17 protein-coding genes are annotated in these 14,240 nt (G+C 69.4%); 9 read left to right on the forward strand and 8 right to left on the reverse strand.

Features of this window, described 5'->3' with window-relative positions; genetic code table 11:
• The first annotated feature begins 21 nt into the window (after positions 1 to 21).
• The 3 genes from JOL79_RS20700 to JOL79_RS20710 are packed head-to-tail and all read left to right on the forward strand — an operon-like array spanning position 22 to position 2,123.
• Positions 22 to 660, forward strand: coding sequence for an HD domain-containing protein (locus JOL79_RS20700; RefSeq protein ID WP_210157513.1), 639 nt, complete (start codon positions 22 to 24; stop codon positions 658 to 660).
• A gap of 57 nt (positions 661 to 717) precedes the next feature.
• The gene (locus JOL79_RS20705) at positions 718 to 1,656 is read left to right on the forward strand and encodes an NADP-dependent oxidoreductase (RefSeq protein WP_210157514.1); all 939 of its coding nucleotides are present in this window, start codon (positions 718 to 720) and stop codon (positions 1,654 to 1,656) included.
• Entirely contained in the window at positions 1,653 to 2,123 is a 471-nt protein-coding gene (locus JOL79_RS20710) for a cupin domain-containing protein (RefSeq protein ID WP_210157515.1), read from the forward strand. The genes JOL79_RS20705 and JOL79_RS20710 overlap by 4 nt, the downstream gene beginning before the upstream one ends.
• Before the next feature lie 287 nt (positions 2,124 to 2,410).
• Here the strand turns inward: JOL79_RS20710 and JOL79_RS20715 are convergent, their stop codons facing one another.
• The 3 genes from JOL79_RS20715 to JOL79_RS20725 all read right to left on the reverse strand — a co-directional run bounded on the left by JOL79_RS20715 (position 2,411) and on the right by JOL79_RS20725 (position 4,560).
• Positions 2,411 to 3,295 carry a helix-turn-helix domain-containing protein gene (locus JOL79_RS20715; protein ID WP_307848639.1) on the reverse strand — a complete coding sequence of 295 codons (885 nt, stop codon included), beginning with the start codon at positions 3,293 to 3,295 and terminating at the stop codon, positions 2,411 to 2,413.
• A gap of 77 nt (positions 3,296 to 3,372) precedes the next feature.
• The gene (locus JOL79_RS20720) at positions 3,373 to 3,840 is read right to left on the reverse strand and encodes a pyridoxamine 5'-phosphate oxidase family protein (RefSeq protein WP_210157517.1); all 468 of its coding nucleotides are present in this window, start codon (positions 3,838 to 3,840) and stop codon (positions 3,373 to 3,375) included.
• 51 nt (positions 3,841 to 3,891) lie between these two features.
• Entirely contained in the window at positions 3,892 to 4,560 is a 669-nt protein-coding gene (locus tag JOL79_RS20725) for a DUF899 domain-containing protein (RefSeq protein ID WP_210157518.1), read from the reverse strand.
• A gap of 98 nt (positions 4,561 to 4,658) precedes the next feature.
• On the opposite strand from JOL79_RS20725, the gene JOL79_RS20730 reads away from it, so the two are divergent.
• The gene (locus JOL79_RS20730; RefSeq protein ID WP_210157519.1) at positions 4,659 to 5,129 is read left to right on the forward strand and encodes a winged helix-turn-helix transcriptional regulator; all 471 of its coding nucleotides are present in this window, start codon (positions 4,659 to 4,661) and stop codon (positions 5,127 to 5,129) included.
• A 6-nt stretch (positions 5,130 to 5,135) separates the two neighbouring features.
• Here JOL79_RS20730 and JOL79_RS20735 read toward each other — a convergent pair whose 3' ends face one another.
• A complete protein-coding gene (locus tag JOL79_RS20735; protein WP_210157520.1) occupies positions 5,136 to 5,807 on the reverse strand; it encodes a response regulator transcription factor in 672 nt (223 codons plus the stop codon).
• Positions 5,804 to 6,460, reverse strand: coding sequence for a sensor histidine kinase (locus tag JOL79_RS20740; protein WP_210157604.1), 657 nt, complete (start codon positions 6,458 to 6,460; stop codon positions 5,804 to 5,806). Before JOL79_RS20740 ends, JOL79_RS20735 begins: the two co-directional genes overlap by 4 nt.
• Here JOL79_RS20740 and JOL79_RS20745 point away from each other — a divergent pair.
• Positions 6,427 to 6,720 (forward strand): hypothetical protein, encoded by a 294-nt coding sequence (locus JOL79_RS20745; RefSeq protein WP_210157521.1) that lies wholly within the window; start codon positions 6,427 to 6,429, stop codon positions 6,718 to 6,720. The two genes, JOL79_RS20740 and JOL79_RS20745, sit on opposite strands and share 34 nt — an antisense overlap.
• Before the next feature lie 9 nt (positions 6,721 to 6,729).
• Here JOL79_RS20745 and JOL79_RS20750 read toward each other — a convergent pair whose 3' ends face one another.
• A complete protein-coding gene (locus tag JOL79_RS20750) occupies positions 6,730 to 7,386 on the reverse strand; it encodes a response regulator transcription factor (protein ID WP_210157522.1) in 657 nt (218 codons plus the stop codon).
• Positions 7,383 to 8,528 (reverse strand): sensor histidine kinase, encoded by a 1,146-nt coding sequence (locus JOL79_RS20755; RefSeq protein WP_210157523.1) that lies wholly within the window; start codon positions 8,526 to 8,528, stop codon positions 7,383 to 7,385. Before JOL79_RS20755 ends, JOL79_RS20750 begins: the two co-directional genes overlap by 4 nt.
• 86 nt (positions 8,529 to 8,614) lie before the next feature.
• Here JOL79_RS20755 and JOL79_RS20760 point away from each other — a divergent pair, with 86 nt between their 5' ends.
• The 4 genes from JOL79_RS20760 to JOL79_RS20775 all read left to right on the forward strand — a co-directional run bounded on the left by JOL79_RS20760 (position 8,615) and on the right by JOL79_RS20775 (position 12,255).
• On the forward strand, positions 8,615 to 10,102 hold the full coding sequence (locus JOL79_RS20760; protein ID WP_210157524.1) for a DUF1349 domain-containing protein: 1,488 nt from the start codon (positions 8,615 to 8,617) through the stop codon (positions 10,100 to 10,102).
• Positions 10,103 to 10,153: 51 nt separating this feature from the next.
• Positions 10,154 to 10,729 carry a GNAT family N-acetyltransferase gene (locus JOL79_RS20765; protein ID WP_210157525.1) on the forward strand — a complete coding sequence of 192 codons (576 nt, stop codon included), beginning with the start codon at positions 10,154 to 10,156 and terminating at the stop codon, positions 10,727 to 10,729.
• Positions 10,726 to 11,277, forward strand: coding sequence for a chloramphenicol phosphotransferase CPT (gene cpt, locus JOL79_RS20770; RefSeq protein WP_307848640.1), 552 nt, complete (start codon positions 10,726 to 10,728; stop codon positions 11,275 to 11,277). The genes JOL79_RS20765 and cpt overlap by 4 nt, the downstream gene beginning before the upstream one ends.
• Positions 11,278 to 11,373: 96 nt before the next feature.
• Positions 11,374 to 12,255, forward strand: a complete 882-nt coding sequence (locus tag JOL79_RS20775) for an alpha/beta fold hydrolase (RefSeq protein WP_210157526.1) — start codon at positions 11,374 to 11,376, stop codon at positions 12,253 to 12,255.
• A 19-nt stretch (positions 12,256 to 12,274) separates the two neighbouring features.
• Here the strand turns inward: JOL79_RS20775 and JOL79_RS20780 are convergent, their stop codons facing one another.
• Positions 12,275 to 14,227 carry a hypothetical protein gene (locus JOL79_RS20780; protein WP_210157527.1) on the reverse strand — a complete coding sequence of 651 codons (1,953 nt, stop codon included), beginning with the start codon at positions 14,225 to 14,227 and terminating at the stop codon, positions 12,275 to 12,277.
• Positions 14,228 to 14,240: the final 13 nt, after the last annotated feature.

Raw genomic sequence — 14,240 nt, forward strand, 5'->3', positions numbered from 1 at the left:
CCTCCTGGAAAGTCAGAGGTCATGCCAGAGGTCATCGCGGGGCTGGAGATTCCTGAGACGGCGGCGGTCGCCGATGCGACCCGGCTGATCCAGGAGACGACCAGCCCGCTCATCTACCACCACTCCCGGCGGGTCTTCTTCTTCGGCCTGATCCACGCTCACCAACTCGGCGTGAGGCCGGACCCGGAGCTGCTCTACCTGGCGGCCATGTTCCACGACACCGGCCTGCTGACCCCCTTCTCCGCGGTGGAACAGCGCTTCGAGGTCGACAGCGCCGACCACGCGCAGAAGTTCCTCCTGCAGCGGGGGTTCCCGGCGGCCGCCGCCGAGACCGTCTGGACGGCGATCGCGCTGCACACCACCCCGGGCATCCCCGGCCGGATGGCCCCGGAAATCGCGACCACCCACCTCGGGGTCCTGACCGACATACTCGGCTTCGGCCTGGACGGACTGGAACACGATCAGCTCGACGAAATCCTCGCCGTCCACCCGCGAGGGGACTTCAAGAACGAGTTCCTGCGCGCCTACCTCGACGGGCTCAAGAACCGCCCCGAGACGACGAACGGCACCGTGAACTCCGACGTGCTCGAACACTTCATCCCCGGCTTCCGGCGGGTGACAACCGTCGAGCTCATCCTCGGCTCGCCCTGGCCGAGCTGACCGGAATCACACACCCGATGCCCCCCACAACCACCCCGTACCGACGGAAGGATCAACATGCAAGCGATCACCGTGCGAGACCGTGACGCGGGTGTCGGCGGGCTCACCCTGACCGACATGCCCTACCCCCACGCCGCGGAGAACGACGTCGTCGTGCGCGTGCACGCCGCGGGTTTCACCCCCGGAGAGCTCGACTGGCCGGCTACGTGGACCGATCGCGCCGGCCGCGACCGGACACCCACCATCCCCGGGCACGAGCTGTCCGGAGTCGTGGTCGAGCTCGGCTACGGAACCACCGGCCTCACCGTGGGCCAACGGGTGTTCGGACTGACCGACTGGACCCGCGACGGATCTCTGGCCGAATACACCGCGGTGGAGGCACGCAACCTCGCGCCCCTCGCGGCCGGCATCGACCACACGGTGGCCGCCGCGCTGCCGATCTCCGGACTGACCGCATGGCAGGCACTGTTCGACCACGCGGACCTCACGACCGGCCAGACCGTCCTCATCCACGGCGCCGCGGGCGGCGTCGGCTCGATCGCCGTCCAGCTCGCGCGCGAGGTGGGCGCCCGCGTGATCGGCACCGGCCGGGCCGACGACCGTGATGTCGTGCTCGGCCTCGGTGCGCAGGCCTTCCTCGACCTGGACGCCGGCGATCTGCGGCACGCCGGTGAGGTGGACGTGGTGCTCGACGTCATCGGCGGCGAGATCCTCGAGCGATCGGCCGAACTGGTACGCCCAGGGGGCACCCTCGTCACCATCGTCATGCCGCCGACCGTGTGGCCCAAGAACGGGCGAGCCGTCTTCTTCGTCGTCGAACCCGACCGCGCCCGGCTGACCGACCTCGCTCAGCGCCTCCGAGACGGACGACTCAAGCCCATCGTCGGCGCCGTACGACCGCTCTCCGAGACGGCCGCCGCGTTCGCTCGCGATCGCCGCACGCCCGGCAAAACGATCATCCAGGTCACGGACGAAAAAGGAGCAGAGCACTCATGATCGATATGCGAATCACCGGCGGCGTGCTGATCGCCGCCACGACTGCCGCGATCCTCGGATGCGCCCCTGCGACGGAGCATGCGAGCACTACCACCACCCCGGCCGCCGCGGCCGTGGCTTCGACACCTCCTTCGGAGACCCTGACACCTTTGATCCAGCAGGAGCTCCCGAACGTCAAAGGCAGAACCTTCACCTCGGCGACCGTGACCTTGCCGCCGGGCGCCCGAGCGATGCCCCATCGACACGGACAGGCGTTCGTCTACGCCTACGTGCTCGAAGGCACGGTACGCAGCCAGCTCGAAGGAGCACCGAAGCGGACCTACCACCAAGGTGAGAACTGGGTCGAGCAGCCGGGAGCCCACCACGTGGCCACCGAGAACGCCAGCGACACAGAACCGGCCAAGCTCCTCGTCGTCTTCGTCTCCACCACCGGAGAACCGCTCAAGACCGACGACACGCACCAGTAGCCACGCTCGTGCGCCTGGCGTGGATTCCGTGGGGGAGCGGTCGCGCCCCCACGTGAGCATCGGCAACGCATCTCACCGTTTGGGACACGCTGGCCGGCGCCGTCATCTACTCGATCGCCACCACGTCCGACAAACATGATGGTTTCTACAAGCAGTCATTCAACGGCAGCATGTGACCGCATGAGACAGCGGCGTGGAGGCCCACGCGGTCGGTCGCCGTCCGTTCGGCTTCGTGACAGCGCTCAGCGCGGGGCGGGGAAGGGTTCCATCACGACGGGGCCGGCGGTTCAGCCGTGGGCGTGGAGGGCGGCGATCAGCCAGGTGAATGCGGGCATGGTCGGCGGAGCGGGCTCACGTCCGTTGAGCACGGCTATGAGCTGCCAGTAGCGCTCGACTTGGGGGTCGGCGACGGTCTCAAGCCACCGCCGCAGTTCGCCGCGTTCATCGCCCGGCATGTCGGGCTTGATGATGCGATCCAGAACCGCACGGCCTTCGGCCGAGTCCGGTGCGATCGATTCGGCTACCGCCTGGCCGGCGTGCTTCATGGTCAGGGACCGGAGCTCATAGCCGTAGCGCGATGCGACCGGTGAGGCACTGCTCAGTGTGATCTGCCGGAGCCGCTGCCGGAAGTCTTCGCTGTTGACCAGGTCGGCCAGCTCCACCCAGGCGTCGACCTGGCGTGGCGCCGGGTCGTCCGGCAGCTCATCGGGCAGCTCCCGCATCCAATCCGTAACCACCTTGGCGTCGTCATTCAGCGTGATCCCCGAAAACGTGTTCTCGATGAACTCGTCGATGATCTGCTGTCGCTGTGTGGCGGACAGTTGGGCGAGTTTGTGCGTCATCATCGTCTCCTCGGTTGTGCCGCCGCGCTTGGCGATCGCGCGGAGTACGGCGCGGCGGAGCTTCAGAGCCCTGATCTCCGAGTCCAGCGCTCGGGCGTGGACCTCGGCCACCTCGGCCACCGTGGTCTGCCGCGCCAGGATCTTCCGGATCGCCTCCAGTCCGATCCCGAGTTCGCGCAGGTTTCGGACCAGATCAAACCGGGCCACGGCGGCGGCGTCGTACAGGCGGTATCCGCCGGCCGAGCGGTCTGTGGGCACTATCAGGCCGCTGTCGGACCAGAAGCGGATGGTGTGGACCGAAAGACCGGTACGCCGAGCGATCTGGCCCACGGTGTAGAGCTCTGTTCCGTCACTCACGAAGACGAGCCTGCACCTTCGAGCCGCTCGAGACTCAAGCCGCGTGCGCCTCAGTCTCCGGCTGAGGCGTCCGCGTCATCGGCGAAGTCAAAACTCAGCCACCGGTCGGGACGCGCGGTGAACAGAACGAAGGTGCCGGCGGGATTGGCCGTCTCGGCCTCGGCGAAGGCGCGGGCGAGGTCCGGCGGCAGGTAGCGGGAGGTGACAGCCGTCACCGCCTCGACCGACGGCGTCCAGTCCTCCTCGACCACCGTGCACTCGACCGTGACGTATTTGTAGGGGTACTCGGCTTGCTGCACGCAGAAGCTGAGGGCCCCCGACCGCTGGAGCAGCCTGGTCTTGCGCGCGACCCGGCCCTGACTGCCGGTGAAGAAGTTCAGGTTTCCGCCCGGTGTGTAGGCGTACCAGACAGGCACGGTGAGCGGGGGACGGCCGTCGTCCGCGGCGACGCTGAGGACGCCGACCTGCGGCTGGGCGAGGAAGTGCTCGCGCTCGGGGACGGTGAGAGTTCGTGCCATGGCTGCCTCCTGGGCGAGCGGTCGGGGGCTGCGGAAGCCGAGGGCGTGGAGTCACGGGTTCGACGGGGCGGGGTATTCGTCGTGCGGCCGGAGCCAGCTCATCGTCGGGTCCTGCGGCCAGCCCTCCGGGGAGTCCTCCCACTCCTCCTGGCGTCCGTACGGCGTCAGGTCGAGCAGGTTGAAGTCGAGCCGGAGGCGGTCGACCCCCCGGCCGGTGGTGAAGTAGGTGCGGAAGACCTCCGCACCGTCGCGCAGCAGCACGCTCAGCCCGAAACCCGTTCCGAGCCCGAGGTCGTCATAGAAGTCGTCGCCGGCCGAGTACCACGGCACGGTCCAGCCCATCCGCCGCCGTACGGCGTCGAGTTCGTCCTGCGGTGCGCGGGACATGAGGATCAGGCGGGTGTGCCGTGCGTTGAGGTGGGACTGGTCGGCGACGTTGTCGGTGAAGGTGGCGCATCCTGTGCACAGCCAGTCCTGCCCGGGAGACTGCATGAAGTGGTAGATCACCAGCTGGCGGTGGCCCTCGAACAGGCCGGGCAGGTCGACCGTCGAGCGGTCCGGCGCGGTGAAGCGGTAGCCGCCGGCGAGGCGGACCATCGGCAGCCTGCGCCGCTCCGCGGCCAGCGCGTCGAGCGCGCGGGTGTGCGCCTTCTCCTTGATCAGCAGTGCCTCGCGCGCGGCCTGCCATTCCTGTGCCGACACGATCGGGGGGCGGTTCATGGCGGAACTCCTCTGTCGGTCTCTTCTGGGAACTAACCGAGACCGACGCTAGCAGAGGTAGGTCTCTTTAGGGAACCTTCTCGGCTATGATGGACCGCATGCAGCGAACCCGGTTCGGCGACATGGCCTGCTCGATCGCCCGCACGCTGGACGTGATCGGCGAACCGTGGTCGCCGTTGATTCTGCGCAACGTGCTGGTGGGGATCGTCCGGTTCGACCAGCTCCAGCGGAGCCTCGGCATCTCCCGCAAGGTGCTGACCGAGCGGCTCGGGCACCTGGTGGCCAACGGCGTGCTGGAACGGCGGCGATACTCGGAGCGGCCGCCCCGCTATGAGTACGCCCTCACCGTCAAGGGCGAGGAGTTGTGTGACCTGCTGATGGTGATGGTGCGGTGGGGCGACCGCTGGACGGCGGGCGAGGCCGGGCCTCCGGTGCTCTACCGGCACCACGAGTGCGGCGAGATCGGCCACGTCGAGCTGCACTGTTCCGTCTGTGACCGTCCCATGGACGTCACCGGCATCGACATCCTGCCCGGTCCGGGAGCCGCCGTCACCGTCACCCAGGGGTAGGCGGCGTCACGTGCCGTTGCCCGGCCATATGTCTGCGATTCCTGGGGTGACGATGCCGGTCTCGTAGGCAATGATTACCGCCTGCGTGCGGTTGGCCGCATCCAACTTGTTGAAGATGTTGGCCACGTGGGTCTTCACTGTCTCGAGGCTGATCACCAGCGTTCGCGCGATTTCGGTGTTGGACCGGCCGGTGGCCATAAGGCGGAGAATTTCAGATTCTCGAACGGTCAGCGACGGGCGCGGCACGGCTACCGGGGGTGCGAGGTGGGCTGTGACGAGCGTGCGGATGGCGTCGGGGAACAGCAGTGATTCCCCGGCGTCGGCCAGGCGGATCGCGTGGGCGATCTGGGAAATTTTCGCGCGTTTGAGCAAGAATCCGTTGGCGCCGGCGCGGAGCGCCTCGTATACATATTCGTCATTCTGGAACGTGGTGATGACCAGGATCTTGGGTGGCTCCGTCAGTTCGGCGCGTAGTAGCCGGGTGGCCTGGATGCCATCGAGCGCGGGCATCCGTACGTCCATCAGCACCACGTCCGGGCGCAGCGCGGTGACCATGGGCAGTACTTCTGTTCCGTCGGCGGCTTCGGCGACCACGTCGAGGTCGGATTCGATGGACAGCAGCGCACACAGGCCGGCGCGGGTGAGTTCGTCGTCGTCGGCGATCAGCAGACGGATCACGGCCTGGACTCCAACGGGAGCCAGGCGGCCAGCCGCCAGTGGCGATCCGCGCTTTCAGTGACCGGGCCCGCGGTGACCTCGCCGCGCAGCACATGGACTCGCTCCGTGATTCCGGCGAGGCCCCGTCCACCGCGTGGGCTCGTTGCGTTGCGAGACCCCTCGGTCCCGATCGGATTGGTCAGTTCGATGTCAAGCCGGTGCGGGCCCACGTCGATCCGTACCGTGATCGGGCCTGGATGGCGCATCGCGTTGGTCAGTCCTTCCTGCACGATCCGGTACGCCTCCCGGGACACCGGTGCCGGTACCCGGCCGCGATCGCCGGTGACCCGCGCGTCGACCGATACACCTGCATGCCGAATTCGATCCAGCAACGCTTCCAGGTCGGCCAGCGTGTAGTGCGGCTCCCGGGGCGGCGTGCCCTCGCGCAGCACACCGAGCATGTGATCGAGGTCTTCCAGCGCGGTACGAGAAGTCTCCTCGATGCTGTCCATCGCGCGTCGCGCCTGATCGGGATCGGACGCGACGAGGTCGCCGGCCAATGCCGCCTGGATGGTGGTCGCGGTGAGAGTGTGCCCGATCGAGTCGTGCAGCGTTTCTCGGATACGTCGAGTACGGCAATGTGCTGCTCGGGCTGATGCTGTGGACGGCCGGATTCATATGCCAGGAAATCATGCTGACCTGGCTGCGAATGCGATCCGGCACAATTTGGACGACGAGTCTCGCGCACGCGGGCAACAACATGGTGCTGTCGCTACTGGCCAGTATCGTGCTGACCGACGGTGCCGGGCTCGACGACCTCGTCGTGATGCCGGTCATCTTGGTGCCGCAACTCGTAGTCTGCGCCTGGATCCTGCTCTCTCGGCAGTACCGGACAACCGACCCAGTGACCCTGGCGAACGCGGAACCGGCCTGACCCGAGTGATCAAGCGATCCGATAGCCGACTCCTCGGGCCGTCGCGATGACCGGCGGGTCACCGAGCTTGCGCCGCAGCCGGCCCACCGTGACCGTGACGGTGTTGGTGAAGCCGTCCGCGTTCTCGTCCCACACCCGCTCGAGGAGGGTTTCGGTGCTCAGAAAGCCCGGACTCGCCCGCAGCAGCGCCTCGAGCACGGCGAACTCCTTCACCGAGAGGTCGAGTTGCCGACCGTCGCGAACGGCGGTCCGGCGTACCGGGTCGAGCTCGATCCCGGCCACGTACAGCATGCGGGGCCGCGCGTCGGGCCTGCGGCGGGCCAGCGCCTGAATGCGCAGGATCAGCTCAGGGAAGTGGAAGGGCTTCGCGAGATAGTCGTCCGAGCCCAGGGTCAACCCGCTGACCCGGTCGCCGGGCGCGCCGGCCGCGGTCAACATCAGCACCATCGGCCGGTCCGCCCGCTCAGTGATCATCTGGCACAGGGTGTCGCCGTGCAGGCCGGGCAGGTCCCGGTCCAGGACCACCACGTCATACGCGGTGAGGTCCAGCTTGGCCGCGGCGGTGAGCCCGTCGTACGCCAGGTCGACGGCCATTCCCTGATCGCGGAGCCCTTCGGCGACGACCTCGGCGAGGGCGTCGTCGTCTTCGACCACCAGGATCCTCACGCCCGCACCCGCACTTTCGCGGCCGGAAGGGTGATCGACACGCGCAGGCCGCCCTCAGGCCGGGCGAGCAGGGCGAGCCGGCCGCCGTGGGCCGCGGCCACCGCCGCCACAATCGACAGGCCCAGACCCGAGGAGCCGGTGCGTTCGCCGCCGAGCCGCTCGAAGGGCTGCGCCAGCCGGTCGACCTCCCGCTGGTCGAGGACGGGCCCGCCGGTCTCGACGATCAGCGCGGTCTCCTCGGCGTTCGCGGAGCCGCTGATGTCGATCCAGCCGCCGTTCTCGTTGTGGGTCACCGCGTTGTCGACGACGTTGCCCACCAGTCGCGCCAGCAGCGCCGCGCTGCCCACGGTCGTCGCCGGCGGCACGGCCACCGTCACGTTCAGTCCCTTTCTTCGCACGTCGGCCGATCTCTCCCGCAGAGCGGCGTCGACGAGGTCGCCGAGATCGACAGGTGCGGCGTCGTCCGGCGCACCGTGCTGCGCCCGGGCCAGTACGAGGAACCCGTCGAGCAGGTGATCGACCCGGTCGAGCTGCCGGCGCATGCGGGCCGCGAGCGCCACCGTCGAGGCGGCCGGGTCGGGCTTGGCGACCGCGACGTCCAGCGACGCTCGCATCGTCGCCAGCGGCGTACGCAGCTCATGAGACGCGTTGGCGACGAAGCGCCGCTGTGCGGTGAACGACGCCTCAAGCCGTCCGAGCAGTTCATCGATGGTGTCGGCGAGGTCCTTCACCTCGTCCGCCGGACCGGTGACGGCCAGTCGCTGATCCAGACTGTCGGCGGAGATGCGCCGGGTGACAGCGGCGATGAGCCGCAGCGGCCGCAGGACACGCCTGGCCAGCATCCGGCCGAGCAGCAACGAGACGACCGCCATGACGATCAGCGCGAGCAGCGAGCCGGCCAGCAGTTGGCGAGACTGCTCCGCATGCACCGTGGCCAGTTGGCTCTCCAACAGCCGGACGCGCTCTTGCGTCGCGGTGTCGCCCCCCTGGCCGGGGAGATCTCCAGCCGGGGCGACCTGGCTCAGGCTGCTCCCGGAGAGCAGGAAGGCGAGACCCAGCAGCCCGACACCCGACAGGAGGAACACAACGGCGTACAACATCGTGAACCGTGCCCCCACGGTCCCACTGCGCGGCCAAGTCATGCTGCCAGCATGCCTGGGGGGACCTAACAGCAGCATGACGGCACCGGTTCGGGCCGTGTTAGGCACCGATCCGTAGAACCGACGGCATGTCGACCACCGAACTCCTGCGGCGGGAATGGACCTCGTTCCGCCGGCCTGGCCGCCTCATCGCCCTGGCCAGTGCGGCTCTCATCGTCATCGCGCTGAGTCTCCTGTCCACGCTCAACAGCCACTCGTCCTGCCCGGGTCCGTGCCCGGCAGTGCCCGTGGCGGGCGACGGCTCCATCGTCAGTGACAGGTTCTGGTTTCTGCATCGCGACCTGGGCCGCGAGGGCAGCATCACGGTCCGGATGACCTCGATGACCGGGACGATCACCTATCCTCCGCCGAACCACGACCAGATCGTGGCCGGGCTGGTGCCGTGGGCCAAGGCCGGGATCATCGTCAAGGACGGCGTGCGGCAGGGCTCGCAGTACGCGGCGCTCATGATGACCGGCGGCCACGGTGTGCGCTTCCAGTACGACTACCGGCACGACGTCGCCGGAAGCGCCGGAGGTGTCTCGGCGCAGTCCCCGCGCTGGCTGCGGCTGACCCGCTCAGGCAACATGATCACTGGCTCCGAGTCCGCCGACGGAAGCCGGTGGCGCACCGTCGCGACCACGACGCTCGACGGGCTGCCGGACACCGTGCAGGTCGGCATGTTCGCCACCTCCCCAGGAGACCTCACACTCCGCGAGATCGGCCTCGGCGGCGCGGTCGAGGAGGTCCGATTCACCCAGGCCGCCGGCGTCTTCGACAACGTCAGCGTCGAGGGCGGCGGCACCGGCACGTGGGACAGCGTCTCGGTCGGCGAGATGAACCAGACCGACTGGGAGAAGTACCACAACGCATCGGGGGCCGTGGAGAAGGGCGGCGTCGTCACGATCAGCGGCACCGGCGACATCGGGCCGATTGGTGAGGAGGGCGGCCGCACCATCGAGATCATGTTGCTCGGCCTGCCGGTCGCGCTGATCATCCTGGTCATCGTCGCGGCTCGCTACGGCGCCCGCACGGCCGGCGACTCGTCATCCCGAAAATCGATCGTCGCCCGCGCGCTCGCCGTCGCCGGGGCGAGCTTCGTCACCGGTCTGGTCGCGGTCGGCGTGGCCCTCTACGCGGGCAGGGCGAGCCTGAGAGCCAACGGCGTCGTGGTGCCGTCGCTGCCGGTGCCGACCGGCGCGCGGCTGATCGTCGGCCTCGCGGTGGTGCTCGCGCTCTGCGCCGTCGTCGCGTACGGGCTCGGTCTTCGGCTGGGCCGCGGCCGGTCGGCGATCCTCATCGGAGTGGCGCTGATCGCTCTGCCTTATGCCGTCACGGCGTTCCCGCTGCTCCCCGACGCCGTCTCCGACTGGCTGCTACGGCTCACGCCGGCCGCCGGATTCGCGGTGAAGCAGACAATGGTGGAGTATCCGCAGGTGACGGAGCACTATGCGCCGTCGGCCGGGTACTTCCCGCTTCCCTGGTGGGCCGGGCTCACGCTGCTCTGCGCGTACACGGTGCTCAGCATGTTGATCGCCGTCGGGCGTAAGCAGGGAGAGAAGACCGACTGGCGATAACGGATCGGACCCGGCAGGGCGGCTGTGGCAATCAACGAAAGAGCAGTGGGAATGGTCAGTACTGATGTGGAACTCCGCCCAGTCACGGAAGCCGACCTTGACGTCTTCGACCTGGCGTTCCAGAGCGAGAGCGGGGCGACCACGTACCAGTGGTTCGGCTTCACCCCGACCGTGGGGCTGCGGGAGGCCCTGCGCACCCGCGGACTCCTGGCGGGAGCCGACAACATGCTCGCCGTCGCGGTGAACGGCGAACTCGCCGGGCGGGTCGAGTGGCTGGAGCGGCGCTGGGGCCGCCGTGACACGTCGCTGTGCTGGGAGATCGCCGCCGGGCTGCTGCCGGACTGGCGGGGCAGGGGGATCGGCACCGCGGCTCAGCGGGAACTCGTCCGCTATCTGTTCACGCACACACGGGTGGAGCGCGTCCAGGCCACCACCGACCCGGAGAACAAGGCCGAGATCCGGTGCCTGGAGAAGATCGGGTTCCGGCTGGAGGGCGTGGTCAGACGCGCCCAGTGGCGTGGCGGGCGATGGCACGATCAACTCCTGTTCTCCATCTTGAGAGACGAATTCGACGGCTCAAAACCGTTTCACGCCGTGGAGACCGAACCCCTACGGTGGACGCCGTGACGACTCAGGTGATCGTGCTCAATGGTGGATCCAGCGCCGGCAAGTCCGAAATCGTCAGAAACCTGCAGGCTGTCCTGTCGCGACCGTGGCTCGCCTTCGGGGTTGACTCACTCATCGAGGCGATGCCCCAGTCGATGCACGCGTCCGAGACGGGGATCGAGTTCGCCCCCGACGGCGGGGTGGATGTCGGGCCGGACTTCATGGCGCTGCAGACGGCGTGGATGGAGGGGATCGCCGCGATGGCCCGGGCCGGAGCCGGGATCATCATCGATGACGTCTTCCTCGGCGCGGTGGCGACCCAGGAACGGTGGCGGAAGGTTCTCGGTGGACTGAACGTCCTGTGGGTCGGCGTCAGGTGTGACAGCGCGGTCGCCGCCGAGCGCGAGAGGGCTCGGGGAGACCGGATCGTGGGAATGGCCGTGTCGCAGGCGGCGGTGGTCCACGAAGGTGTGGCCTACGACCTGGAGGTGGACACCACGCGAACCGATTCCCTTACGTGTGCGAAGGCCATCCTCGGTCATGTACGGCAGCACAGGGCGCCGGATTAGGTTCATCCGCTGACGTGGCAGGTGGGGCCGCTGTAGGGTGTTCTCGAACAGGTGTCCGATACGCGATCACGGACCGGGTGTCGAGAGGAAACGATCATGACCGAGCCCAGGACCCACACCCTTGACGTGCCCGGCTGCGTTCTCCACTACGACGTACGGGAGGCCGACGCGGGCGCCGCGCCGATTCTGCTGATGATCGGTTCTCCGATGGACGCCAGTGGGTTCGCCGCCCTGGCCGGGCACTTCCGGGATCGTACGGTCGTCACGTATGACCCGCGTGGGATCGCCCGGAGTGAGCGGACCGACGACGCCGTCGAGTCGACTCCCGAGCAGCACGCGGACGACCTGAGCCGCCTCATCGACGCCCTCGGCGCCGGGCCGGTGGACGTCTTCGCCAGCAGCGGCGGCGCCGTCAACGGGCTGGCGCTGGTGGCCCGGCATCCGGGGCAGGTGCGCACGCTGGTGGCGCATGAGCCGCCGGCCGCCCAGGCGTTGCCCGACCGGGAGCAGGCACTGGCCGCGGTGGCGGACGTCCGCCGGACGTATGACCGGGACGGCTTCGGTCCGGCGATGGTGAAGTTCTTCGCGCTGGCCGGGCTGCGCGGCGAGATCCCGGCCGGCTTCGCCGACCTCCCCATGCGGAGCCCGGCCGAGTTCGGGCTGCCGGAGGAGGACGACGGCTCCCGCGGCGACGCGATGTTCCGGGACAATCTCATGACCTGCACACACTACGAGCACGACTTCGACGCGCTGCGTGCCGCGCCGACCCGCGTCGTCATCGGTGTCGGAGCCGAGTCCGAGGGAGAGATGGCCCACCGAGCCGGCGTGGCGGTCGCCGAACGGCTCGGCACGGAGGCGGTGATCTTTCCCAGCCATCACGGCGGTTTCCTCGACGGTGAGTTCGGCGTGAAGGGAGACCCGGACGCCTTCGCCGTCACACTGCGCGGGATCCTGACCGACCAGGACGGCGACCGATAGCGAACCGCGGCCGATCACCTCACCGGCACTCCGTCGGCGGGCCGGGAAGACCAAGAGAGCGGATCACCGTCTCCGCGACCTTGGCGACGCCGTGGTCCAGCCGCCGGAAGTACGTCGCGCGGGACAGGTGAAGCCGGTGTGCGAGCAGGTCGTGACCACCGGCTCGCGCGAGATAGTACAGGCTGAGCACCTGCCCGGCCTCTGCGTCGACGGCGGAGTCCGACGACCCGAGCGCCACGACCGCCTGCCGGAGCAGGTCGCCGAGTGGGGGCGCCGGTCCGGGCCCGGCGAGGGCCTGCAACGGGGAGGCGGCCAGCCGGGCCGGGCTGTTCAGGTCGCGCAGCGCGGCGCGCACGAGCTCGACCATCCGGTACGGCCCCTCGGGACGCGGCCCCTGCATCCGGCGCAGCCAGGCCGGCAGTTCCTCCGGGGTGAAGGTGCGGGTGTAGAGCGCGCTCGGCCGCCCGCACCGGTAGAGGTCGTGCCGCGCGTCGCCCAGGTGGCTCAGCCCGAAGCGTGCCGACATCTGCTGGTAGGGGACCCACGGCGTTGACACGACGAGCCGGCCGCTCGCGATCGCCGTCGTGAGGATGTGACGGACGAGCGCGGGCTGCGCTCGGGCGAACCGCGGCTCGACCGCCATCATGCCGACGACCGACCCGGTCGTTCCGGCCTCAAGCAGCGTGCCGGCGTGCTGCTGGAGGAGTGACTCGAGAGCCGGCGACCCGTGGGGATCCAGCGGTGTCAGGTTGGTCATCCCGACCGGATGGTCGTCGGTGTCCACCACCAGATGAAAGCCGTGATCGGCGCCGGAGAGCCACAGATCGCGCATCGCCTCCGCGGTGCGGTCCGCCAGCCCCTCGGCGGCGGCCCACAGCCGGATCAGGCGGGCGATCGCGTCGCCGTCCCCGTCGTGGGCCCGCCGGACCGAGAACTCGCCGCCCGCCTCGGCGTAGAGGTCACGCCGTGCCCGCCCGCGTCCCGACAGGTAGAGGACCTGGTCGGCGAGCCGGGCCCGCAGCGCCGGGTCGGCGGTGCGGGACAGCTGACGGTGGCGGTGCGCGGCCCCACGCGCCGCGATCTCGTCGCGCAGCACGGGGTGACGCCACCGATAGGCGAGGTCGAAGAGCGTCCGGTACGGCTCGGCGACCCTCAGGCCATGGTGGTCCGGGCGGATGACGCTCAGCCGCCTCAGCAGGGTGAAGGTGGCGGGCGGGAGCCGCGCCAGCGCGGTGAGGAGATCTTCGTCGACCCCGTCGACGGTGGACACGATCGGCACCGCCTCGGGGTCGACCGCCGGCGACTCCGTGGCCAGGCGGTGCAGCACCTCGGTTGCGACCAGGTCGGCCAGCGCGCCGACCGGCCCCGGCTCCCCGCCCCGAAGGATCGCCCGGCAGAGCGAGCCCGCGACGAGAGGGATGCCGCCGCTGAGCCGTACGACGAGATCGATCCGAGCCGGATCGGCCACGCCGAGCGACGAGGCCAGCTCCCGGATGTCCGCGGGCGACCACGGTCTGAGCTCGACGGTGACGAGCGGCCGGTGTGCCCATCCGGCCCGCGAGATGAGGGGCAGCCGGCTGGCGATCAGGAATCGGCCGCGGCCCGCGCGGTCCAGGAAACGCGCGGCGGCGTCCGCGCGGTCGTCGGTGTCGACGCCGTCGACGGCGAGCGGCGCGCCGCCGGGCACCTCGCCGGAGACTCCGCCTGGCGCCGTATCGCTGCCGGCCCCCTGCGCCCCGGCGGAGGCACGGCCGAGGTCGACGAACCTGGCCGACAGGGTCGTGAGCAGGTGACTCTTGCCGACGCCGAGAGGGCCCACGACGTTGACGATCCGCTGAGCGTCGCCGGCGTCCGCCTCGCCGAGCGCCGTGCGAACGCAGGCGACCGCCGCCGTGAAGGCGGCCGATGAGGCGGGTGGGTTGAGACTCGTCTGAGACTGCGCGGCGGACGGGCGCGGATACGTTCGGATCACGTCGAGACCGGAG

The organism is Microbispora oryzae (genome assembly GCF_017896165.1).
GTDB classification, from domain to species: domain Bacteria; phylum Actinomycetota; class Actinomycetes; order Streptosporangiales; family Streptosporangiaceae; genus Microbispora; species Microbispora oryzae.